Genomic DNA, 23,526 nt, shown 5'->3' on the forward strand with positions numbered 1-23,526 from the left:
CGATTGTCCACCTGGGAGAAAACCATGCAACAGCAAGTCCGCAAGTCCCCCTCCGGCCTGTTCTTCAAGGCGCTTGCCCTGGCCGGCCTCGTGGCCTGCAGTACCTTGGGCGCCGGTTCGGCCATGGCCCAGGCCAAGCCCAAGATCAAGCTGGCCTACGCCAAGTGTGCGCATTGCATGTCCATGGCCATGGTGCCGGGGCTGGCCCAGAACGTGGAGATCGAAGGCATCAACTTCACCGCCGGCAGCGATGCGCTGACCGCGCTGGTGTCCAAGAGCGTGGACATCGCCCAGGTCACCTACCTGGCCTATGTCAGCGGATTGGACAAGGGCTTTGACCTGGTGGCCGTGTCGGGCCAGGTCAATGGCGGCTCGGAGATGCTGGTGGGCAAGGACAGCAAGCTGGCCTCGGATGACTGGGCCGGTCTCAAGAAGCTGATCGCGCAATACAAGGCCGAAGGCAAGCCCTTCCGCATCGCCGCCTCGCGCGGCAATGCGCAGGACCTGCACATGCGGGGCGAACTGGCCGGTCACGGCATCGATCCCTCCAAGGACGTGCAGTTCGTCAACATCCCCAATCCTTCCGATCACGCCGCTGCACTCTCGCGCGGTGAAGTGGAACTGATCTGTTCGGTCGAACCCTTCGCGTCGCAGATCCGCATGACCGGGGTTGGCAAGCATTTTGCGTATCCGTATGACCAGGCGGCCGGGCGCCTGACCAACCTGATCGTCACCCGTTCGGATGTCATCAAGGAGCAGCCGGCTGCGGTCAAGGAAACGGTGGCGGCAGTGGTCAAGCTGGTGGATGGCCTGCAGAAGGACAAGCAGGGCTGGATCAACAGCATCGTCAAGGGCACCGGCCTGGATCCCAAGATCGCCACCGAAGCCCTCAACAATGCCTATCCCGACTACCGCATGTACCGCACGCAAACCAAGGCCATCGCCGGGATGATGAAAGACCTGAAATACGTTTCTACCGACGTGTCTGCGCTGGCCGAGAAGAACATGGACTACAGCTTCCTGATGAGCGTGACCGGCAAGCCCAAGACCGAACTGGGTTATTGATCCAGCACCCCACCAGTATTGAAGGAATCAACATGAGCGGATGGAAACAATCCCTGTCGGAAGCCAAGTGGCGCTTTGCGGTGCCGCTGTTGCTGGTGCTGTTCTGGGAGGCCTTCTCCCGCTCGGGCGTGATTCCGGCCTCCCTGCTGCCGGCACCCTCGCGGGTGTTCGCCACCTGGATGGACTGGATCTTCGGCATCAACGAAGCCGCCCAGGACAGCAGCGGTAAATGGATCTACGACGCCATGGCCAGCTGCCTGCGCGTGACCGCCGGCTACCTCATCGCCGCGCTCTCGGGCATCGCCCTGGGCGTGGCCATCGGCTGGTGGCGCTGGGTCGAGCGCACCATCGAACCGACGGTGCAGATGCTGCGGCCGATTCCGCCGGTGTCGTGGATTCCGCTGGCCATCATCTGGTTCGGCATCGCCAACAAGCCGGCCATCTTCCTGGTGTTCCTGGGGGCGTTCTTCCCGATCCTGATGAATACCGTCCACGGCGTCAAAACCGCCGACCGCAACCTGCTGCGCGCGGCCGCCATGGCCGGTGCAAAGCAGGGCCAGCTGCTGCGCTTCGTGATCCTGCCGGCGGCCATGCCCAGCATCTTTGCGGGCCTGCGCATCGGCATCGGCAGCGCCTGGATGCTCACCGTCACCGCCGAGATGGTGGCCGTCAAGAGCGGGCTCGGCTATGCGCTGTGGGATTCGTATTACTTCCTGCGCTATGACCTGGTGATCGCGGCCATGATCAGCATCGGCCTGCTCGGTTTCCTGGCGGACTGGATCCTCAAGCAGATCATGCATTCCATGCTGCGCTGGCAGCACGTGGCCACCGTGCAAGGCAAGGCCTGAGCACGTATTCAACCCTCAAGGACATCGCATCATGGCATTCATCGAATTGAACGATATCGTCAAGGTCTTCAAGGACCGCAAGCGCGGCACCGACATGCTGGCCATCGACCACGTGAGCCTGCGCCTGGAGAAGAAGGAATTCCTCTGCCTGCTCGGCCCCTCCGGTTGCGGCAAGTCCACGTTGCTGAACATGATCGCCGGCTTCGAGTTCCCGACCAGCGGCGTGGTCACGGTCGCCGGCAAGCCCATCACCGGCCCCGGTGCCGATCGCGGCATGGTGTTCCAGCAGGCCAACCTCATGCCCTGGCTGCCGGTATGGGACAACGTCGCCTTCTCGCTCAAGCTGCAGGGCAAGAGCGCAGCCGAGCGGCGCGCGGCGGCGCAGCCTTTCATCGAGACGGTCAAGCTCAAGGGTTTCGAGAACCACTATCCGAGCGAACTCTCGGGCGGCATGGCACAGCGTGTGGGCATTGCGCGCGCGCTGCTGCAGAACCCCTCGGTGATCCTGATGGACGAACCCTTCGCCGCACTCGATGCACAGACCAAGATGGAGATGCAGGAAGAACTGGTGGCCTTGTGGCAGCGCTACGAAGGCACCATCGTCTTCGTCACCCATAGCGTCGACGAAGCCCTGATCCTGGCCACCAAGGTGGCCGTGATGACGCATCGCCCGGGCCGCATGCGCGAGCTGATCGACATCGATCTGCCGCGTCCGCGCGATACCACCACGCCCGAATTCAACCAGTACAAACGCCACGTGCTGAGCCTGATCCGCGAGGAATCGGCGCTGGCCCATGCCGACGCTGCCCTGCTGGCAGCCTGAAAGGAAAACCCATGATCCCCCGCACCCTGCTCGGCATGCTCACGCCGTCCTCCAACACCACGCTGGAGCCGGTCACCACCGCCATGCTGGCCGACATCCCGGAAGCCAGCGCCCACTTCGGCCGCTTCCGCGTGACCGAGATCGCGCTGTCCAACCAGGCGCTGGCCCAGTTCGATGACAGCGAAATCCTGCGCGCCGCCGAACTGCTCTCGCATGCCAAGGTCGGCAGCATCGCCTGGAACGGGACCTCCTCGGGCTGGCTGGGTTTCGATGCCGATGAACGCCTGTGCCGCCGCATCACCGAAGCCACCGGCATCCCGGCCTGTACTTCCGTGCTGGCCTTGAACGAGATCTTCGATCTCACCGGCGTGAAGCGCTTCGGGCTGGTCACCCCTTACCTGGACGAGGTGCAGGCCGCCATCATCGAGAACTACGCGGCCTCGGGGCTGGAATGCGTGTCCGAACGCCACCTGCGCAAGCAGGACAATTTCTCCTTCTCCGAAGTGGGGGCGCAAGAGCTGCGCGCCATGGTGCATGAAGTGGCCAAGGACAAACCGCAGGCCATCACCATCTTCTGCACCAACCTGCGCGGTGCACCGCTGGTGGAAGAACTGGAGCGCGAGGTCGGCATCCCGATCTACGACACCATCTCCACCGTGGTGTGGAAATCGCTGCAGCAGGCCGGTGCCGATCCTTCGCGCATTCGCGGCTGGGGCAGCCTGTTCCGCGACGTGCGCTAGCACCAAACCAGGCACCGGCCGCATCGGCGGCCTCTTCCATTTTCATTTTCAGTCCCACGCCCCGACGCATGCCGGTGGCGCGGGGTGATACACGCTCGTTCGAAAGGAATACGGATGGACAGCTTTGACCTGGTGATCCGCAACGGCACCGTTGCGACGGCCTCCGACATCATGCAATGCGACGTCGGCATCAAGGACGGCAAGGTCGCCATGCTGGGACGGGGCCTGCCGCCCGGACGCGAGGAGATCGATGCCAGCGGCAAGCTGGTGCTGCCCGGCGGCGTGGATGCGCATTGCCACCTGGACCAGCCCATGGAAGAGGGCCTGCGCATGGCCGACGATTTCAGGAGCGGCACCATCTCTGCTGCCTGCGGCGGCACCACCACCGTGATCCCCTTTGCGGCCCAGGCCAAGGGCGGCTCACTGCGCGCGGCCGTGGAGGATTATCATCGCCGCGCCGAGGGCAAGGCGGTGATCGACTATGCCTTCCACATGATCGTCAGCGACCCCAGCGAAGAGGTGCTCAAGAACGAACTGCCGCAACTGGTGCGCGAGGGCTATACCTCCTTCAAGATCTACATGACCTATGACGATCTCAAGCTCAATGACCGCCAGATCCTCGACCTGCTGGCGCTGGCCCGCAGGGAAGGGGCGCTGGTCATGGTGCACGCGGAAAATGCCGACTGCATCGGCTGGCTCACCGAGCAGCTGGAAGAGGCCGGCCTGACCGCGCCGAAGTATCACGCCCACTCGCGCCCGATGATGGTCGAGCGCGAAGCCACCCATCGTGCCATTGCGCTCTCGGAGCTGGTGGATGTGCCCATCCTGATCGTGCATGTCTCCGGTCGTGAAGCCATCGAGCAGATCCGCTGGGCGCACGGTCACGGCCTGCGCATCCACGCCGAGACCTGCCCGCAATACCTGGTGCTGACGGCTGATCATCTCGATGACGGCTACCACGGCGCCAAGTGCGTCTGCAGCCCGCCGCCGCGCGACAAGGCCAACCAGCAATACGTATGGGATGGCCTGGCCAGCGGCCTGTTCACGGTCTTCTCTTCCGACCACGCGCCTTTCCGCTACGAAGATCCGCAAGGCAAGAAGCCGGGCGGCAAGGAGGTACCGTTCCGCTACATCCCCAATGGCACGCCGGGACTGGAGACGCGCATGCCCATCCTGTTTTCCGAAGGCGTGGGCCGCGGCCGCATCGATCTCAACCGTTTCGTGGCGCTGACCGCCACCGACCCGGCCAAGATGTATGGCCTCTATCCGCGCAAGGGCACCATTGCCATCGGCAGCGATGCCGACATCGCCATCTGGGATCCGCATCGCCAGGTCACGGTCCGCAACAGCATGCTGCATCACGATGTGGACTACACGCCCTATGAGGGCATGTCGCTGACCGGCTGGCCGGTGCTCACGCTCTCGCGCGGCGAGATCGTCTGGCGCGATGGCGAGGTGCTGGGCACCCCTGGGCGCGGGCAATTCCTCCCCTGCGGCTTGCCGGATCCGGCCCGGCCCAAGGTGCAAATTCCTGTCTAACAGGAATTTATAAACAATTTATCGATTAATTGTCAGTTTGGCCTTTAGCGGGCGTGTTGCCAGCCGTAACCTGCATGGGGGGGAGGATCGCCATGCATTGCCTGGCGGCAAGCTGGGGCCGCGTGGTCGTGTCATTCCCGCCAATGACGTTCCGTTCGCCATTCCCATAACGACCACGCCTCCACGCCCATGATGAATCGACTCTCGCTGAAGAAAAAACTCTGGCTGCCCCTGGTGTTTTCCTGGATAGCCTTGCTGTTCCTCTCCGTCTGGCACGCGTACCAGACGCGTGACCTGCAGATCGCCGAACGCCAGCGCGGCCTGGAGGACGTGACCGAAATGGCTTATACCACCGTGGCCGGTTTCGCCAAGCTGGAGGCCGACGGCAAGCTCTCCCGCGCCTACGCCCAGCAAGGCGCCATCGCCCGCGTGCGCGACCAGCGCTACACCGGCGACGGCTATGCCACCCTGGTGGGTGCGGATTCCACCATCGTCATGCATCCCATCAACACCAAGCTCGATGGCCGCAACATGCTGTCCTTCAAGGATGCCAAGGGCAACGAGCTCTACAAGATGATCGCCGCCACCGGTGCCTCGCCGGCCGGCAAGGGTTTTCTCGAATACTGGTGGCCGCGCCCCGGCAGTGACAAACCGAGTCCCAAGATGGGCTTCGTCAAGCGCTTCAAGCCCTGGAATTGGGACCTGATCTGCAGCGTCTATTCCGATGACATCGAGGCCGACTTCCGCCGCGCCCTGGTGCAGGCCGTGGTGGTGCTGGTCGCCTTGGGCGTGCTGCTGTCCATCATCGCCGGGCTGGTCTCGCGCAACATCTTCCGCTCCATCGGCGGCGAGCCGGCCGAAGCGGCCGAGATGGCCCGCAAGATCGCCGGCGGCGACCTCACCGGCACCATCCGCACCAACGGCGGCGACCAGCACAGCCTGGTGGCGGCCGTCGCCTACACGCGCGACCGCCTGGTCGATACCGTGCAAGGCATCCAGGGCGCGACCACCTCCATCAAGACCTCGGTCGACGAAATCGCCAATGGCAACATGGATCTCTCCAACCGCACCGAGCAACAGGCCGGCTCGCTGGAGGAGACCGCCTCCGCAATGGAAGAACTGACCTCCACCGTCAAGCAGAACGCCGCCAATGCCCAGCACGCCAATGAACTGGCCTCGGGGGCTGCGAAGGTGGCGATCCAGGGCGGCGAAGTGGTGGGCCAGGTGGTACAGACCATGGCTTCCATCAATGCCTCCTCGCGCAAGATCGTGGACATCATCAGCGTCATCGACGGCATCGCCTTCCAGACCAATATCCTGGCCCTGAATGCCGCCGTGGAAGCGGCACGCGCCGGTGAGCAGGGACGCGGCTTTGCCGTGGTGGCCTCCGAAGTGCGCTCGCTGGCGCAGCGTTCGGCTGCCGCCGCCAAGGAGATCAAGCAGCTGATCGATGATTCGGTGGGCAAGGTCGATGCCGGTACGCACCTGGTGCAGCAGGCCGGACAGACCATGCAGGAAGTGGTGGCCAGCATCCAGGGCGTCTCCACGGTCGTCAGCGAGATTGCCACCGCCAGCCACGAGCAGAGCGCCGGTATCGAACAGGTCGGTGAAGCCATCACCCAGATGGATGAAACCACCCAGCAGAATGCCGCCTTGGTCGAACAGGCTGCGGCCGCCGCGCAGTCGCTGCAGGAGCAGGCGGACAAGCTGGTCAATCTGGTCGGGATCTTCACCCTGGATCGACAGGGGCAGGCGGGCTTGGCCGTGCGCTGAGGCTTGGCGGCCGCCTGGCCGCATTTTCTTTCAACTCGACCAAATACGGGGCGGTTGCTGCGGGACGGCAGGCCGCCCTTTTTGCTTGGGGCGACGATGGGTCCGGAGTGGTGCATGCTGCACCAAATCCGTTATCGCGGATAAATAATCTTCAAATCAGCAATTTCGCGGCATGAAGTGCTGTGCAGGGAGTTTCCTCCCGTCAAATACGGCAGCACTATCTGCCGCCTCTTCTCTACCATGGGAGCCGTTTGGATGCGCTGCAGCATGCCTGCTGCGGCGCGCCGTTTCCCCTCTGGAGCCCCTGATGTCCACCGCCATTGCCGCACCCGCCCGATCCGCCAGCATCCCTGCCTCCCGGCCACAGCCGATGAGCCGGCTGTTCCTGGTGTGCGTGGTGGTAGCGATCTGCATCTGGGGTGGCAACTGGCCGGTGATGAAATTCGGCAGCCAGTTCATCCCGCCGCTGTGGTTTGCGGCCAGCCGTTTCCTGTCGGCGGCGATCCTCAGTTTCATCATTGCCGCAGCGCTCGGCAAGCTGCGTCTGCCCACGCGCCAGGAGTGGCCGGTGGTGGCTGGCGTGGGCGTGCTGCAGATGGGCCTCTTCACGGCCCTGGTGACCGGTGCTTTGCACTTCGTCATGCCGGGGCGCGCCTCGCTGATCGCCTATGCCACCTCGATCTGGGTGGTGCCGGGCGCAGCACTGGTGCTGAAGCACAAGCTGAGTACCCAGCAATCGCTGGCCACCGTCTGCAGCTATGCGGGCATGGCCGTGATCGTGCTGCCGGCGCTGCTGCACGCGGACATGCACAGCATGATCGGCTACCTGATGCTGGGTGCGGCTTCGCTTTCCTGGGCCATGAACATCCTGCAGATCAAGATGACGCCGGGCGTGAAGCTGGACTTTGACCTCCTGCCCTGGCAGACCCTGGTGGCCGCCGTGCCGCTGTGCGTGCTGGCCCTGCTGGTGGATGGCGCGCCGACGTTCCTGGCCGATCCGCACTCCTGGGGCGTGATCGCCTACACCGGTCCGCTGGCCACTGCGCTGACCTTCCTGATCGTGCTGCAGATGACCCAGCGCCTCTCGCCGGTGACGGTGTCGGTGTGCATGCTGGGGGTGCCGGTGGTGGGACTGACGCTGTCTTCGCTGGTCTTCGGCGAGAAGCTCTCGGCGGACCTGCTGCTGGGCATGGGCCTGCTGTGCCTGGGCCTGGTGTTGCCGGCGCTGCCGTCGCTGGGTTTGCGCCGCGTGCTCAGCAAGGCTTGATGTTTTCTGGCTAGCGATCGGTGAGATAACGCGCCACGCGCTCCCCGAGCAATTCACGCAGGGCACGCACCGTGGGCGAGAGGCTCATGCGATGCGTGCAGACCAGGTTCAGCGGCGACGCCTCACCCTGGTAATCCTCCATCAGCGCTTCCAGTTTTCCGTTGCGCAGGTCGGCCAGCACGTCCAGCCGCGACTTGTAGGCAATGCCGCGGCCTTCCACGGCCCAGCGGTGTACCAGTTCGCCATCGTCGCAGACGCGGTCGCCACTGACCTGCACCTGCACTGGCGTGCCGTCCTTGAAGAAGGTCCATTGCGAATGCAGCATGTCCGAGAGCAGATAGCGCAGGCAATTGTGCTGGCGCAGATCGGCCGGTGTGCGCGGGCGGCCGTGGCGCGCCAGGTAGTCAGGTGAGGCGCACAGCACGCGGCGGTTGTCCGGGGCCAGGGGCAGGGCCACCAGGCTGGAATCTTCCGGCGGGCTGTAGCGGATGGCCACCTCCACCGGCTGGCGGAACATGTCGGCCACGCGGTCGCTGATGCGCACCTGCAGGCTCACGGCCGGATGCTGGGCGAGGAATTCATCGAGCCACTGGCACATCAGGTTGCGCCCGAGATCGGAGGGCACCGACAGCGAGAGGTTGCCGCCGACCACGCGCCGGCCATGGGCCACGGCATCGCGTCCGGCATTGACTTCGGCCAGCACGTTGCGGGCGTATTGCAGGTAGCGTTCGCCGTCGGGCGTCAGGCGCAGGCTGCGGGTGGAGCGCGCCAGCAGGCGCGCGCCGAGTTCGCCTTCCAGGCGCTTCATCGCGGCACTGGCCACCGCCGGGGTGACATCGTGCTGGCGGGCAGCGGCGGAGAGGCTGCCGTTGTCAGCGGCGCAGACGAAGATGGCGAGGTCTTCCAGGCGGATCATGAGCGGGAACGAGGACGAAGACGAATCAAAGCGCTCATTCTACTTTCAAATTATTTTTGAAAATGTTTCTGCCACGCTCCTCTTTTTTGAAACCGCATCCTGCCCGATGATGTCATTCAAGCCGCACCAGTCAATTCAGGAGCATTAAGCGCAATTTAATGCTCAACGCCAAACCATTAAACGCAAGGAAACCCCATGAGCCTGCTCCAAGCCGCCCGCAAACGCCACTCCACCAAGGCCTTCGACCCCAGCCGCAAGATCCCCGAAAACATCATTGCCGAACTGCGCGAGCTGCTGCGCCTGGCCCCGTCCTCGGTGAACTCGCAGCCCTGGCATTTCGTGGTGGCCTCCAGCGATGCCGCCAAGGCCCGCATCGGCAAGGCCGCCGAAGCCGGTTATCCCTACAACCTGCCCAAGATCCTCAACGCCTCGCACGTGCTGGTGCTGTGCGCCCGCACCGGCATCAGCGAGCCGCACCTGGAGGCCCTGCTGGAGAAAGAAGAAGCCGACGGCCGCTTCGTCAACGCCGATGCCAAGGCCGGCCAGCGCGGTTCGCGCCTGCTTTACAGCAACCTGCATCGCTATGAATTGAAGGATGCCCAGCACTGGATGGAAAAGCAGGTCTACCTGGCCCTCGGAACGCTGCTCTTGGGCGCGGCCGAACTGGAAGTGGATGCGGTGCCGATGGAAGGTTTCAATGCCAAGGTGCTGGACGAAGAACTGGGTCTGCGCGAGAAGGGCTTCACCAGCGTCGTGCTGGTTGGCCTGGGCTACAGCGGTGCAGATGACTTCAACGCCAAGCTGCCGAAGTCGCGCCTGGCGGCCGAGACTGTCTTCACCGACCTGTAATCGGCATCACGCATCGGCATCACGCATCGGCATCACGCGCTGGTCCCTCACACCTGATGGATCAGCGCATTGGCTGCCTGCTGCAAGGCGGGCAGCACGCGCGCCAGCGTCTGTTCCTGCGATTCCACTGCCAGCGGGAAGCTGAGGCTGAGCGCGCCCACCACCTTGGCATGCCGATTCTTGAGCGGCACCGCAATGCCGCGTACCCCCGTCTGCAATTGCTGCTCCACCAGGGCATAACCCTGCTGGCGCGCCTGCGCGATCAATTCGTAGAGGCGATCCGGATCGGTGATGGTATGGGGCGTGAAGGGCGTCATGGCACAGGTGGACAGCCACTCGCGCACCTGCTGCTCGGGCAGCGCGCCCAGCATCACGATGCCCGGTGAAGCCAGCTGCGCCGGCACCCGCGCGCCCAGCACGAAGCCGGTGGTCATCACGCGCGACGTGCCATTGCGCGCGATGAAGACCAGGTCCCAGCCATCGAGCACGCTGGCATAGACGGCCTCGCCGGTCTGCCCGGTGATCTGCTGCAGGTGCGGCTGCAGGATGCGCGGCAACGGTGCCGAATCGAAATACGACCAGCCCACTTTCAGCACCCTGGGCGTCAGGGCGAAGGTCTTGCCTTCGCTGTGCAGGTAGCCCAGGTGCTCCAGCGTGAGCAGGTAGCGCCGCGCCGCCGTGCGCGACAGCCCGGTGCGGGCCGCCACTTGCGCCGAGGTCATGCGCTGGTTGTCGTAGTCGAAGGCTTCCAGGATCAGCAATCCCTTCTCCAGTCCGGCAATCCAGTCGCGCCGGGCCAGGCCGCCCTCGCCAGCCTCGCTGCTGTCTTCCGGCAAGTCGATTCTCTCCACATCGCTCATCGCGGACTCCTCTTGTGCACGGTCCTCATACCCACATCATCAGGGTATTGGCCGTGGTCTGCAGTGCCGGCACGCCGCGCGCGATGGCGTCCTCGCGCGAGCAGGCGGCGATGTTGGAGGTCACGCTCAGGGCACCGATGACGCGGCCATTGCGGTTCTTGACCGGGATGGCGATGCCGCGCATGCCCATCTCGAACTGGTTCTCGGTGATGCCGTAACCCTGCTTGCGCATGGTGACGATCTCGGCAAAGAGTGCCGCCTTGTCGGTCATGGCCATGTGGGTGTGCGGGATCAGGGTGACGCGGTCGAGATAGGCGGTGATCTCCGCATCCTCGCGCATGCCCAGCAGCACCCGGCCGGCGGTGGTGGTGTAGGCCGGCAGGCGCGTGCCCGGTTCGAAACCGGCATTGACCAGTTGCGCGGCCGTGACGCGGGTGACGTAGACGATCTCGTCGCCATCGAGCAGCGAGAAGTTGGTGGACTCCTGCAGCTGTTGGGTCAAGCGCTGCAGGAAGGGCACCACCGCGCGCGGCACGCGGGCCGATTCCAGGTAGGACTGGCCCAGGTTCAGCAGGCGCGGCATGAGCCAGAACTTCTTGCCGTCCGAAGCCGCCATGCCGGTATGCACCAGCGTCAACAGGTAGCGGCGCGCAGCGCTGCGGGTCAGGCCCACACGCTCGGCCACTTCGCTGGCGGTCAGCTGCGGCGACTCGCTGGTGAAGGCCGTGATGACGTCAAAACCCTTCATCAATCCCTCGATCAGGTCACGCTTCTGGATGTCCAGTTCTACCGGGTTTTGGTCGATCATCGTAAAAAAATTCCAGAAATGAGTGATTGGCGAACAAGTTGCGCGATTATCGCACGTTTTGCTTCATATCGACCTTTTTGCAGGGGGTGGGCTTGGCTATACTCGGCTCCGAGACAAATCATCGGGATCATGATGAACACCATAGAAAACAATCCTGTCCCCACCAATCCGCTGGGCATCGACGGCATCGAGTTCATCGAATACGCCACCACCGAGCCTTTGGCGCTGGGTGCGGTGCTGGAGCGCATGGGCTTCGAACAGGTCGGCCGCCATCGCTCGCGCGAAGTGGTGCTCTACACCCAGGGCGAGATGAACGTGATCGTCAACGCCGACGTGTCGGCCTGGTCCGGCTTCGACCATGAGGTGCAGGCCACCAACCTGAGCGCCATCGCGCTGCGCGTGCGTGATGCAAACGAGGCCTATCGCCGCGTCACCGAACTGGGGGCCTGGCCCATCCCCACCCGCGCCGGGGCCATGGAACTGAACATCCCGGGCGTGCATGGCTGCGGCGACTCCATCATCTACTTCGTCGACCGCTATCGCGACTTCTCCATCTACGACGTCGACTTCAAGCCCTCCAGCCAGGAGCGGCGCAAGACCACGGCGTTGTCGGGCATGCATTTCTTCGGCCTGGTGCAGGCCGTGGGACCGGAGCGCACGCGTGAATGGATCGACTTCTATTCTTCATTGATGGGATTTTCGGTGCTGCCCGAGGGGCAGTTCTTCGGCATCCTGCCCAAGGGCAACCTGCTGGCCAGCCCTTGCCGCCAGTTCTACATCCAGTTGGTGGAACCGCCCGAAGGCACCGAAGACATCCAGTGGGAAGAAGAGTGGCTGCGTCTCGGCCTGGGCACGCCCGACGTGCTGCAGGCGGTGCGGCAATTGCAGGAGCGCGGCGTGATCTTCGTCGACCGCGCGCCTACCCAGATCAGCGAGCGCGGTGCGCTCACCCAGCTTTACAAGGGCGGCGTCAGTTTCGAACTGGTGCGCAGCCAGAAAGACAAGAACTGAGACCATGAAGGAAATCACAGGCACTACCCGCATCTTCCCCGTCATCGGCTGGCCGGTGGAACAGGTGAAGGCACCGACGCTCTTCAATGCCTACTTCAAGCGCCACGACCTGGATGCGCGGGTCATCCCGTTCAAGATCGAACCGGAGCGCTATTGCGAGGCCGTGCGCATGTTCATGAAGACCGAGAACGTCGGCGGCATCTTCGTCTCCATCCCGCACAAGCCCATGACGCTCGATGCAGTCGAACAAGCCACCCTGCGCGCCCGCGTGGCCGGCGCCTGCAATGCGGTCTACCGCGATGCCGAGGGTGTCATCTGGGGCGACCTGATCGACGGCGAAGGTTTCATCCGCGCGCTGGCGCGCACCGCCGCCGACCGTCCGCTGGTGTGGAACAAGACGCGCGCCCTGGTGGTCGGCACGGGGGGCGTGGGCTGCGCCATCGTCGCCTCGCTGGCGGCGCAGGGCGTGGCCGAGATCAGCGTGTTCGATACCAATCGTGCCGGCGCCGAAGCCTTGCTGGCGCGCGTGGAAGCCGCCTATCCGGCGACCCGCGTGCGCTTTGCCCAGCCCGATGCGAGCGGCGTCGACCTGCTGGTGAACTGCACGCCGCTGGGCATGCACGTGGGTGATCCGATGCCCTTCGCGCTGGAGGGGGTGAGTGCGCAGGCCATCGTCGCCGACTGCGGCATGAAGATCGAGATGAGCCAGCTGCTGGTACAGGCACAGGCCAAGGGCTGCCGCATCCAGAAGGGCAAAGAAATGCTGATCGAGCAGGCGCCGCTGTATCTTGAGCTGTTCGGCTGGCCCGGCGTGGCCGCGGACGACTTCCGTACACTGGGGGCATTGTGAACCTCGACAATTTCGGCATGGATACCATCACCCTGCCGGGTGGGCTGGAATCCAAGCTGGCTGCTTCCAAGGCGGCCGGTTTCTCGCAGCTCATGCTGTGGTCCAAGGACCTGGTGGGCTATCCCGGCGGGCTGGAGGCGGCCGTGAAGCTGGTGCGCGAGAGCGGCGTGCGCGTGACCGGCATCCAGGTCATGCGCGACTACGAAGGCCTGCAGGGCAGCCTGCACGACTACAAGGTGGACGTGGCCCGCAACCTGCTGCAGATCTGCAAGGCGGTCGGCGCACCGCTGCTGATGGTGTGCTCCTCGACCTCGCAGCATGCCAGCGGCGATACGCGCCACATCGCGCGCGACCTCGCCAAGCTGGCCAACCTGGCGGTGCCGCTGGGCATCCGCGTGGGCTTCGAGGCCTTGTCCTGGGGACGTCACATCAACCAATACATGCAGGCCTGGGAAGTGGTGGAGATGGCCGATCACGCCAACCTGGGCGTGGTCATCGATTCCTTCCACATCCTCGCCAATCGCGGCGCGCTGGAAGACCTGGATGCCATTCCCGGCCGTCGCATCGTGATGGTCCAGTTGTCGGATTTCATGTGGCGCGAGATCCGCACGCCCGAAGAACGGCTGGAGACGGCGCGCCATCTGCGGGTTTTCCCGGGCGAGGGCGAGCATTCGCTGGAGCTCTCCGACATGGTGCGGCGCCTGCATCGCGGCGGCTATCGCGGCGACTACAGCTTTGAAGTGTTCAACGATGATTACCTGCAGATGTCGCCGGCCGTGGTGGCCGAGCGTGCGCGCCGTTCGGCCAAGTGGGTCACCGACCAGGTGCTGCGGCGCGGCCTGCGGGTGCGCGAAGCGGTGGCCGCGTGAACGCGCAGCGCGACCTTTAACCTGCAGTCAACAATCTGAAAATCAGCAATTGGCAATCAGCAGCACCAACAGCTCGCCACAACAAAACCATAGCGAGCGGGTTTGACGATGCGTCGCCGCCCCTTCAGGGCGCGGAGCGCATGACGACAACAGAGGAGACCCCATGACACCGCAGCGCCCTTCATCCTGATCCGTCCGCCCCATCCCTGAACACGCAGGGGAGCAGCGGGCCCACGTTTTCCTCCCGATCCGAACATGCCGCATCGCGCCGGCAGGGGACGCATTGCGTGTAACGGGAGTCGCTCCAATACCGACAACATCACAACCACAACAGAGATCCGAGACATGACAACACGATCCACCCGCCCATCGAGCGCACTGCGCACGCCCGTCGCCATGGGCCTGCTGCTGGCCGCCTCCACCACGGCCCTGGCGCAGAGCAGCAGCAACGTCACCCTGTATGGCACCGTCGACCAGTACCTGGGCTACATGCACAGCAGCAGCGGCAAGAGCCTGTGGGCGCTCAATGATGGCGCCATCCTGCGCAGCCGTATCGGCCTCAAAGGCTATGAGGATCTGGGCGGCGGCTATGCGGCCACATTCACGCTGGAAAACGGATTTGCCGGCGACACCGGCGGCCTGGCCGACAGCACGCGCCTGTTCGACCGCCAGTCCTGGGTCGGCATCAAGACCCCGGCCGCAGGTGAATTCCGCGTGGGCCGCCAGAACAGCGTGCCCTTCTTCATCGGCGGCGCCATCGACTACACCGAGCGCACCACCTACGGCTCCATCATCAATACCTTCGGCGTACCGTCGCGTTTCGACAATGACCTGTCGTGGAAGTCGCCGCGCTGGGCCGGTTTCCAGTTCGATATCCACTACGCCATGCCGGAGACCGCAGGCGAGGGACTGGGCCGCCGTGGTGTCTATCAGTTCGGTCTGGATTACACTAACGGCCCGTATCGCGCAGGCTATGCCGGCCTGGTGGCAAAACCCAATGCCGGCGGCCTCTACAGCAATACGGTGCAATACCATAACGTGTATGCCGACTACGACTACGGCCCGGGCAAGATCTACCTGGCCTACGTACGGAGCAACAACACCACCGCCAACGCCAATGGCAACAATGCCGCGACCATCCTCAACAATGTCAGCAATCCCAACAATTTCTTCGCCGGTAACGATGCGAATATCCAGCGCTTCTACAACGTCTACCAGGTCTCGGCGGACTATCGCCTGACCCCGCAGCTGCGCATCGGCGCGCTGTATGGCGTGATGGTCGACACCTCCCACAAGGACGGTGGTGCACAGGGCGGCAACGTGGGCGCCTACTACGACCTCTCCAAGCGGACCACGCTCTATGGATTCGCCAACTACATGAAGAACCAGGCCAATGCCGGCTGGCGCTTCAGCGGTTCGGCCGGACCCGGCAGCAACCTCGCCGGGGCCGACGTCAATGGCAAGAGCCTGATCGGGCTGCAGATGGGCATCCTGCATCGCTTCTGAGTTCGCCCCGAGCCAGCCATTTCTTAATTTCGGCGGGCCGTCATCGCATCAGCATGACGGCCCGCCCGGCAACACCACGGAGACACCATGCAATCCTCTCATTCCAGCGATCACTCGCAGCAGAGCAAGAAGGCCGCCGCCAGCGGCTGGATCGGCTCGGCGCTCGAATACTATGACTTCTTCATCTATGCCACGGCCGCTTCGCTGATCTTCCCGCAGCTGTTCTTCCCCAAAGGCGATCCGACCACCGCCATCATCGCCTCACTGGCCACCTATGGGGTGGGCTATGTGGCGCGCCCCATCGGCGCCTTCGTGCTGGGCCACCTGGGCGACACCCACGGCCGCAAGAAGGTGCTGCTGTGGTGCATGTTCCTGATGGGCTTTTCCACCATCGGGGTCGGGCTGTTGCCAACCTACGATCAGGTCGGCCTCTGGGCACCTGCACTGCTGGTCATCATGCGCCTGGCCCAGGGCTTTGCCGTGGCCGGTGAAATCTCCGGGGCCAGTTCCATGATCCTGGAGCACTCTCCCTTCGGACGGCGCGGCTACTATTCCAGCTTCACCCTGCAAGGGGTGCAGGCCGGGCAGATCCTGGCGGCCGCGGTGTTCCTGCCGCTTGCGCACTACATGCCGACCGAGCAGTTCAATGTGTGGGGCTGGCGCATTCCCTTCCTGCTGAGCTTCCTGGTCATCATCGCCGGCTGGATCATTCGCCGCACCGTGGATGAGACGCCGCTGTTCAAGGCCACCGACAAGAATGAACTCAAGCGCCGCTCGCCGGTGGTGGAAGCCTTCCGCGACAGTTCGCCCAACATGCTGCGCGTGGTCTGCATGGCGCTCATGAACGTGATCCCGGTGGTGGCCACCATCTTCGGCGCAGCCTATGCGGTGCAGCCGGCCTATGGCATCGGCTTCGCCAAGGACGTCTACCTGTGGATCCCGGTGGTGGGCAATATCGTGGCAGTGCTGGTCATTCCCTATGTGGGCAAGCTGTCGGACCGCATTGGCCGCCGTCCGCCCATCATCGTGGGTTCCTTGCTGGCGGGCCTGTTCGCCTTCGCCTACCTGTATGCGATCAGCATCCGCAACGTGCAGCTTGCCTTCGTGATGTCGATCCTGATGTGGGGCGTGGTCTACCAGGGCTACAACGCGGTCTTCCCCAGCTTCTATCCGGAACTGTTCCCGGCCCGTTCGCGCGTCTCGGCCATGGCCATTGCGCAGAACGTGGGCACGGCCATCACGGCGATGCTGCCGGCCCTGTTTACCGCCGTGGCACCTCCGGGCTCCAGCAACATCTGGCTGACCGTGGGCGGCATCGCCTTCGGCATCACCATCGTGTCGGCACTGGCAGCGCTGTCCGCCCGCGAGACCTATCGCATTCCGCTGGAAAAGCTGGGCGAGCGTGATGCCCAGCCGATGCCGCTCAACGAGTATGAGCGTCTGCGTGCGCAGGCTGATCTGGAAGGGCGTTACGCCAAGTCCTGATCCGGTCTGGCTGTAGAAAAGAAGTAAAAAAAGCGCTGTTCCTTGTGAGGGGAACAGCGCTTTTTTGTATTGCAGGTAAATTATTTCCAGTCGTGCTCGGGGTCGATGCGCTTGCGTCGCAACAGCATCAGTGTGCCCAGCAACAGAAGCAATACCACCACCACCGCGCCCACGCCCATGCCGATGCGCGCCACCAGCAGCAGCGGCGAACGCGGGCCGCCCTGGCGGATCACGGCCACGTCCTCGGGTTTTACCTTGAGGTCGGGGTTGCCGTAATACTTCAGCAGATAATTCGACAGCGCTGCCACATCCTCGTTGGAGAGTTTGTTGAGCGCATTGGGCTGGTCGCCGAAGGGTGGCATGAAGACATGGCCACCGTCTTCGGTCTCGCGCTCCACACCATAGAGGATGGTGGCGATCAGGTTGTTGGCATTCACGCCCGCCGTGGCCGAGTTGTGGAACAGCGAAGGATAGTAGCCATCGCGCGTACCTTGTCCGTTGTAGCCGTGGCAGGAAGCGCAGCTGGCCGAGAACAGGCGCGCACCGCGGATCTCCTCGGGACTGTCGGCGGCCAGCGTGCGGCCACGGAACTGCGCCAGCGCGTTGCCGGCCTTACCTTGTTCGAAGCGGGTGCCCAACGTGGGCGGTGCCGAGGACTCCGGACCGATGGCCGGGGTCTCCTTGACATAGACGGCGATGGCGCGCAGGTCTTCATCGGTCAGCTTGGAGAAGCTGTGCGTGATCGCCTCGGCCATGCTGCCGGCGGCCTGGGCGCGGCCTTCCACGCGTCCGCTCTTGAGATAGGCGACCAGCTCATCCTGGCTCCAGGTGCCGATGCCGGCCGTGGGATGCGGCGTGATGTTGGGCGCATACCAGGGACCGACCTGGGCACCGGAGAGCGCGAGATTGGTTTTCTCCTGCATCAGGAAGCCGCGTGGTGTATGGCAGCTGCTGCAATGCGCCGGGCCTTCGGCCAGGTAGCGTCCGCGCAGCCATTGCGCAGAACGCTGCGGGGCCGGGGCCAGCGGCTGTTCCTTCAGGAACAGCGCATTCCACACTTTCATCGACGCCCGGATATTCATCGGGAAGGGCAGGGAGGTCTCGCGCGTCGGGGTATCGACCGGTGCCACGCCCTTCATGAAATACGCATACAGCGCATGCACGTCCGTATCGCTCAATGCGGCATACGCCGTGTACGGCATGGCCGGATACAGGTTGGCGCCATCGGCGCGCACGCCGCGCCGCAGGGCGGCGGCGAATTGCGCTTCGCTGTAGTTGCCGATGCCGTGCGACTTGGAGGGCGTGATGTTGGTGGCGATGATCTCACCGACCGGCGAGGCGATGGCCAGGCCACCGGCCATGGGTTTGCCGCGCGGCGCGGTGTGGCAGGCGATGCAGTCGGAGGCCACCGCCAGGTAGCGGCCGCGCTCGATCAGTGCCGCTTCGGGCGAGACGGTCGGGGCCTGTGCTGCGGCGGGTACATCAGGTGGCGCGCTCGCCGGCTCGGGTGTCTGCGCCATTGCAGACGTGGCCAGCAGGGCAGCGGCGAGGACGAGGAGGTTCAATGGTCGCATGCTCGTCCTCAGGCTTTCTGCAGTTGGCGCACGATGGCATCAGCCGCCTTCAGGCCCAGTGCCGCCATGCTCAGGGTGCTGTTGCCGCAGGCGGTGCTGGGCATGGCCCCGCCGCCGGGCAGGAACAGGTTGTCGTGATCGTGCGCGCGGCAGTCGGGATCGACCACCGAATTGGCCGCATCCATGCCCATGATGGTGCCGCCCATGATGTGCTTGCTCTGCGCAAAAGCGGGGCTGACCTTGATGTCGGTCGCCCCCATCGCTGCCGCGATCTTGCGGCCGATCGGCAGCGAATACTGCTCGGCCGACTTGCGCGTGTAGTCGCCCACGTCGTAATGAATGGATGGACGGGGCAGGCCCAGCCAGTCCTTCTTGGCCGACAGCGTGAGCCGATTTTCCGGATCGGGCAGCACTTCATGGGCCAGCACGACGTCGGCGGTGCAGGCGGTCATGCGGCGGATTTCTTCGTCCAGCGCCTGGCCGACCAGTCCCTTCTTCAAGGCGGCGAACGTGACGAAACGATTGCGCGCGAAATTGTTGTAGCGGAAGTAGGCGCCCGCGTGTTCCGAACGGAAGCTGCCCTGCGAGGTTTCCATGATGCCGCTGTTGACCACCGGGCCGACACCGGACCAGTAGGGTTCGGACAGCGTGAGCGTCATGGTCAGTTGCGGATGGTCCATCATGTTGCGGCCGACCTGGTCGGAGCTGTTGGCCAGCCCGTGCGGATTGCGGCTGTTGGCCGACATCAGCAGCAGCTTGGGGGTTTCGATACCGTTGCAGGCCAGCACGAAGATCTTGCCGGTGACGCGATGGCTGACCTTGTTGGCATCGAAATAGCTGACCGCGTTCACGCGGTTGGCCTCATCGGTCTCGACCCGGTACACCACGGCATCGGTGAGGATGGTCGCGCCCTTGGATTCGAGGCGCGCCAGCGCAGTGGCGGCATCGTACTTGGCACCGACCGGACAGACCGGAACGCAGTTGTTGTTGGCGCAGCAGGCCGGGCGCTCATCGTAGGGCATGCCGCTGTTGCGCGCCTGGGCCGTGGGGATGTTGTGGTAACCCAGTTCCCTGACCACGTCGGTGAAGCGCTGCTCGCCCGGGCTGAAGGGCAGGGCCGGCATGGGGTAGGGCGCCGAGCGTTGCGGCGGCCATTGCAGGGCCGGGTCGGAGGGGCCGCAGATGCCCAGCTTGTGTTCGACGCGGGTGTAATACGGTTCCAGCACGTCGTAGCCGAAGGCCCAGTCGCGGCCCACGCCGTAGAGCGTGTGCAGCTGCATGTCTTCCGGCGTGAGGCGCCAGCAGGTGCCGGCCCAGTGCCAGGTGGAGCCGCCGGCGTAGCGGATGAAGGTCTGGGCGTATTTGTCGGGACCGGAGAGTTCCAGGTAGTGGTCGTCCGGATTCTCGCTGGAGGGCATGGGATGCGGTGCCCACGGACGCGGCGGATAGCAGGAGGAAGGATCGCCCTTGAGCGCCAGCGGCAGGTTGCGGAAGTTCTCCACCACCTCGGCACGTGCCACGCGCGGGCCGGCCTCCAGCATGAGCACGGGGATGCCTGCATCCAGCAGTTGTTCGGCGATCAGGACGCCCACCACGCCGGTGCCGACGATGACGACGTCGGCTTTGTCGTTGCTGTTCATACGATGAAATTGTCCCAGGTTGATCAGAAGCGCGGCATGTCGGCCAGCGGCACGGTGGCCTGGCGCCAGCGGTTGGGGCCGCTGATGCCGTAGGAGGGAATGGCGACCACGTCCAGCGTGGTCTGGTAGGTCAGCGCCTCTTCATAGGTGAAGACGGTGGCATTGCGCTTGGGTGAGGAGCAGCCGGTATACCAGGCGAAGATGATCCAGTAGGCCAGCGTCTGCTGCGCGCCGGCGGGGATGTCGGCGAAGAAGTCTTCCACACGGCGGGCCTGCTTCTGTTCGGCGATGGCCAGCAGCTGGCGCATCAGGGTGTCCAGGTCGGCATGTTCGCGCGCGGCCACTTCGAGCATGCGCGCACCCACGGCGGGATTCAGGCGGTGGTTGACCAGCAGCGCGGACAGGCGCATGAAGGGCGCCAGTTGCGGGCTGTCAGCTTGCGGGATGGCCCAGGAGGGCAGGCTGGACAAGGCGACGTAGCTGCCCAAGAGGCTCACCCCGGTCAGCAGCAGGCTGCGCCGGGACATGGTGACTTGGCGGGGAAATCGGTTCATTGGCGTCGTTGGCATGTGCCTGGTGCGAGGAGGGGCCGAAGACCGCGGCCTCGATGGCCAAGACGATGCGTATTGTGGTGGAGAATGCGTGCAGCTGTCTTTAAGCTGTATTGCTGGTGGTATTGCTTCTGTATCGGTACTGTATTGGTGCTTCGTTGCGACTGTATTGCTCACTGTTTGCTGACCGTTCGCTGACGTGATGCTGCAGCATGAACGGTGCGCATGTTAACAGGGTTTGCCTTGAGGTGCAGGAAGGGTGTTGCAGCAAGGCATCTGCCCCATCATTCCGAAGTGCGCTCGCTGGTGCAGCGGTGTGCCGCCTTGCAAGGCTGCGCGCGGCGCCGGTATTTACCTCCCCAGGGTGCAACTTTTACGCTGTATGACAACCTTAGTCATACCGTGGGCAATCGTATAATGTCGAAAAATCACTAAACCTTTGCACAATAAAAACACCTGGCCTTCATCCACATGAGCGATCACCTGCCGTCCCATCCACCTGCCGCCCCGTCGACGCTGCGGCCCAGTCGCATTTCGTTGATCAGCACCGGTATCGCCGGTTTCGATGAGATCCTGGGCGGTGGCCTGCCGGCCGGCAGCCTCTACCTGATCCAGGGGCTGGCGGGCAGCGGCAAGACCACGCTGGCTTCGCAGGTCGGGTTTGCGCAGGCGCGCAGCGGCAACAAGGTGATGCTCCTGACGCTGATCGCCGAATCGCATGCCAAGATGCTCAATCATGTGAGCAATTTTGACTTCTTCGATGAAAACCTGGTCGGCGACCAGATGCAGCTGTTAAGCGGCTATGGCGCGCTGGCCAGCGAAGGACTGCGCGGCCTGCTGCGCCTGATCAGCGCCGAACTGAATCGCCATCGCCCGGCCATGCTGATCATCGACGGTTTCCGTTCAGTGCGCGATTCCGGGCCGTCGGACCTGAACCTGTCGGAGTTCATGCATTCCCTGAATGCACTGGTGTTCACCATGAATTGCACCACCTTGCTGCTCTCGCCGGTGGAAGGCAACATGCCCGAGTCCGAGAACACCCTGGTCGACGGCGTCATCGAACTGAGCCAGCTCGAGTCCGGCATGCAGCTGGTGCGCGAGATCAAGGTCTTCAAGCTGCGCGGGGCCAACCACCTGCTGGGCAAGCACGTCTTCGAGATCAACCAGAGCGGGGTCGAAATCTTCCCCCGCTTCGAAGCCACCGCCACCCGCGCCGGCAAGGTGCCGGGGACCTCGGATCGCTATGTCAGCGTGGGCATTGCGTCGTGGGACAAGTGCATCGGCGGGGGCGTAGTCAGCGGTTCGCTGACCTGTCTGCTGGGCAGTCCCGGCGTGGGCAAGACCCTCATGGGGCTGCACTTCATCGAACAGGGTTTGAAGGACGGCCAGCAATGCCTGATCCTGGGCTTCTACGAATCGCCCGAGCGCCTGCTGGCCAAGGCCCGCAAGGCCGGCATGCAGCTCGACGAACATATCGACAGCGGCGCATTGCAGATGATGTGGCAGCTGCCGCTGGAAATGCTGTGCGACGACCTGGCCAAGCGCATGCTGGACAACATCACGCGGCGCGGCGTGACCCGTCTGTTGATCGATGGCGTGGACGGCCTGCGCAGCATCGTGGTGCAGCAGCAGCGCATGCGGCCTTTCCTGGTGGCGCTGACCAATGAATTGCGCGCGCGCGGCGTGACCACCTTCATCACCGAACAACTGCCGTATTTCCGCGAATCGCAGCCGCAGGTCGACCCCAATTCCTCGCAACTGTACGAAAACATGATGCTGCTGGAATACGTGGTGCAGGACAACGTCAACCGCCGCCAGATCTCGGTGATGAAGCTGCGGGAAAACGGCTACGACGGCGCCAGCCGCCTGATGAACATTTCGGATGCCGGCATCGAGATCGATGGGCTGGTAACCCCACATGCCGCGCCGGTTGCGGATGGACGTTGACCATGTCTGGTGTGTCACCCCCACAGCAGGCGGCACTGCCCCTGCTCCTGATCGTCGACGATGAGATTGATATCATCGACACCTATGCCATGCTGCTGGAGCTGCATGGCTATCGGGTGGTCACGGCTGCGCACGGCGCCGATGCGCTGGCCAAGGCGCAGCAGCAATGGCCCGACCTGGTCATCTCGGACTGCATGATGCCGGTGATGAACGGGCTGGAGCTGTGTGCGGCCCTGCGCGCGCTGCCCGGCGGCGCCACGCTGCCCATCATTCTCTGCAGCGGCGCCCCGGAGCGCCACGATCTGTCGCAATCCAGTCACAACCTGTTCCTGCGCAAGCCGGTTTTCTTCGAGCAATTGCTGGCCGAGATTGCGCGCCTGCTGCCGCCGCGTTCCTGATTCCTCCCTCTTCCTGACATTGCGCCCGGCCAAGCTCAGCCTTGGCCGGGCGCGGACTTGTGCTGCCGCCCCCTTCGCTTTTGCCCGGCTGCCCCCTGTGTTGCGTGCAGGGCGCACCAGCCTTGCGCCAGCGCAATGTTGTCCAACTTTCAGGAATTTCCTGATATCGCATTTTGTCGCCAACCATCACCATCAATCACGACAAGT

21 protein-coding genes are annotated in these 23,526 nt (G+C 64.0%); 15 read left to right on the top strand and 6 right to left on the bottom strand.

Annotation, left to right across the window (positions count from 1 at the left end; translation table 11 throughout):
- Window positions 1–24 precede the first annotated feature (24 nt).
- The 7 genes from FYB76_RS05035 (at window position 25) to FYB76_RS05065 (ending at window position 8,055) form a co-directional block, all read left to right on the top strand.
- On the top strand, window positions 25–1,065 hold the full coding sequence (locus tag FYB76_RS05035; RefSeq protein ID WP_195724570.1) for an ABC transporter substrate-binding protein: 1,041 nt from the start codon (window positions 25–27) through the stop codon (window positions 1,063–1,065).
- 32 nt (window positions 1,066–1,097) lie between these two features.
- Entirely contained in the window at window positions 1,098–1,913 is an 816-nt protein-coding gene (locus FYB76_RS05040; protein ID WP_088755646.1) for an ABC transporter permease, read from the top strand.
- A gap of 31 nt (window positions 1,914–1,944) precedes the next feature.
- Window positions 1,945–2,736 (top strand): ABC transporter ATP-binding protein, encoded by a 792-nt coding sequence (locus FYB76_RS05045; RefSeq protein WP_034330555.1) that lies wholly within the window; start codon window positions 1,945–1,947, stop codon window positions 2,734–2,736.
- 11 nt (window positions 2,737–2,747) lie between these two features.
- Entirely contained in the window at window positions 2,748–3,476 is a 729-nt protein-coding gene (locus FYB76_RS05050) for an aspartate/glutamate racemase family protein (protein WP_088755645.1), read from the top strand.
- Between the two features lie 114 nt (window positions 3,477–3,590).
- Window positions 3,591–5,015: a dihydropyrimidinase gene (gene hydA / locus FYB76_RS05055; RefSeq protein WP_154132881.1), complete on the top strand. Its 1,425-nt coding sequence runs from the start codon at window positions 3,591–3,593 to the stop codon at window positions 5,013–5,015.
- Window positions 5,016–5,204: 189 nt separating this feature from the next.
- Window positions 5,205–6,788, top strand: a complete 1,584-nt coding sequence (locus FYB76_RS05060) for a methyl-accepting chemotaxis protein (RefSeq protein ID WP_304599215.1) — start codon at window positions 5,205–5,207, stop codon at window positions 6,786–6,788.
- A gap of 307 nt (window positions 6,789–7,095) precedes the next feature.
- Window positions 7,096–8,055, top strand: a complete 960-nt coding sequence (locus FYB76_RS05065) for a DMT family transporter (RefSeq protein WP_154132882.1) — start codon at window positions 7,096–7,098, stop codon at window positions 8,053–8,055.
- A gap of 10 nt (window positions 8,056–8,065) precedes the next feature.
- On the opposite strand, the gene FYB76_RS05070 is transcribed toward FYB76_RS05065, so the two are convergent.
- Window positions 8,066–8,971, bottom strand: coding sequence for a LysR family transcriptional regulator (locus tag FYB76_RS05070; protein ID WP_034330560.1), 906 nt, complete (start codon window positions 8,969–8,971; stop codon window positions 8,066–8,068).
- 195 nt (window positions 8,972–9,166) lie between these two features.
- On the opposite strand from FYB76_RS05070, the gene nfsB reads away from it, so the two are divergent.
- On the top strand, window positions 9,167–9,820 hold the full coding sequence (gene nfsB / locus FYB76_RS05075) for an oxygen-insensitive NAD(P)H nitroreductase (protein ID WP_154132883.1): 654 nt from the start codon (window positions 9,167–9,169) through the stop codon (window positions 9,818–9,820).
- Window positions 9,821–9,867: 47 nt separating this feature from the next.
- On the opposite strand, the gene FYB76_RS05080 is transcribed toward nfsB, so the two are convergent.
- Together FYB76_RS05080 and FYB76_RS05085 are read right to left on the bottom strand one after the other, a co-directional pair.
- The gene (locus tag FYB76_RS05080; RefSeq protein WP_154132884.1) at window positions 9,868–10,680 is read right to left on the bottom strand and encodes an IclR family transcriptional regulator C-terminal domain-containing protein; all 813 of its coding nucleotides are present in this window, start codon (window positions 10,678–10,680) and stop codon (window positions 9,868–9,870) included.
- A gap of 25 nt (window positions 10,681–10,705) precedes the next feature.
- A complete protein-coding gene (locus FYB76_RS05085) occupies window positions 10,706–11,488 on the bottom strand; it encodes an IclR family transcriptional regulator C-terminal domain-containing protein (protein WP_088755639.1) in 783 nt (260 codons plus the stop codon).
- Window positions 11,489–11,617: 129 nt separating this feature from the next.
- Here FYB76_RS05085 and FYB76_RS05090 point away from each other — a divergent pair, with 129 nt between their 5' ends.
- From FYB76_RS05090 to FYB76_RS05110, 5 genes are all read left to right on the top strand, one after another.
- Complete coding sequence (locus FYB76_RS05090) at window positions 11,618–12,499, top strand: 4-hydroxyphenylpyruvate dioxygenase (protein WP_088755638.1); 882 nt, start codon at window positions 11,618–11,620, stop codon at window positions 12,497–12,499.
- A gap of 4 nt (window positions 12,500–12,503) precedes the next feature.
- Window positions 12,504–13,349, top strand: coding sequence for a shikimate dehydrogenase (locus FYB76_RS05095; RefSeq protein ID WP_154132885.1), 846 nt, complete (start codon window positions 12,504–12,506; stop codon window positions 13,347–13,349).
- Window positions 13,346–14,218, top strand: coding sequence for a sugar phosphate isomerase/epimerase (locus tag FYB76_RS05100; protein ID WP_034330567.1), 873 nt, complete (start codon window positions 13,346–13,348; stop codon window positions 14,216–14,218). The genes FYB76_RS05095 and FYB76_RS05100 overlap by 4 nt, the downstream gene beginning before the upstream one ends.
- 396 nt (window positions 14,219–14,614) lie before the next feature.
- Window positions 14,615–15,724 (top strand): porin, encoded by a 1,110-nt coding sequence (locus FYB76_RS05105; RefSeq protein ID WP_195724580.1) that lies wholly within the window; start codon window positions 14,615–14,617, stop codon window positions 15,722–15,724.
- Window positions 15,725–15,811: 87 nt separating this feature from the next.
- On the top strand, window positions 15,812–17,209 hold the full coding sequence (locus tag FYB76_RS05110; protein WP_154132888.1) for an MFS transporter: 1,398 nt from the start codon (window positions 15,812–15,814) through the stop codon (window positions 17,207–17,209).
- Window positions 17,210–17,289: 80 nt separating this feature from the next.
- On the opposite strand, the gene FYB76_RS05115 is transcribed toward FYB76_RS05110, so the two are convergent.
- Genes FYB76_RS05115 through FYB76_RS05125 form a run of 3 tightly spaced genes read right to left on the bottom strand, consistent with a single transcriptional unit; the run spans window position 17,290 to window position 20,977 of the window.
- Window positions 17,290–18,783, bottom strand: coding sequence for a cytochrome c (locus FYB76_RS05115; RefSeq protein ID WP_154132889.1), 1,494 nt, complete (start codon window positions 18,781–18,783; stop codon window positions 17,290–17,292).
- A gap of 8 nt (window positions 18,784–18,791) precedes the next feature.
- Window positions 18,792–20,423 carry a GMC family oxidoreductase gene (locus FYB76_RS05120; RefSeq protein ID WP_154132890.1) on the bottom strand — a complete coding sequence of 544 codons (1,632 nt, stop codon included), beginning with the start codon at window positions 20,421–20,423 and terminating at the stop codon, window positions 18,792–18,794.
- 23 nt (window positions 20,424–20,446) lie between these two features.
- The gene (locus FYB76_RS05125; protein ID WP_195724571.1) at window positions 20,447–20,977 is read right to left on the bottom strand and encodes a sorbitol dehydrogenase family protein; all 531 of its coding nucleotides are present in this window, start codon (window positions 20,975–20,977) and stop codon (window positions 20,447–20,449) included.
- Window positions 20,978–21,445: 468 nt separating this feature from the next.
- Here FYB76_RS05125 and FYB76_RS05130 point away from each other — a divergent pair, with 468 nt between their 5' ends.
- Window positions 21,446–22,921: an ATPase domain-containing protein gene (locus FYB76_RS05130; protein WP_154132892.1), complete on the top strand. Its 1,476-nt coding sequence runs from the start codon at window positions 21,446–21,448 to the stop codon at window positions 22,919–22,921.
- 2 nt (window positions 22,922–22,923) lie between these two features.
- Entirely contained in the window at window positions 22,924–23,319 is a 396-nt protein-coding gene (locus tag FYB76_RS05135) for a response regulator (protein ID WP_154132893.1), read from the top strand.
- The last annotated feature ends 207 nt before the right edge of the window (window positions 23,320–23,526 follow it).

Origin of the sequence: Herbaspirillum sp. CAH-3 (assembly GCF_009668275.1) — a bacterium.
GTDB lineage: Bacteria > Pseudomonadota > Gammaproteobacteria > Burkholderiales > Burkholderiaceae_D > Herbaspirillum > Herbaspirillum aquaticum.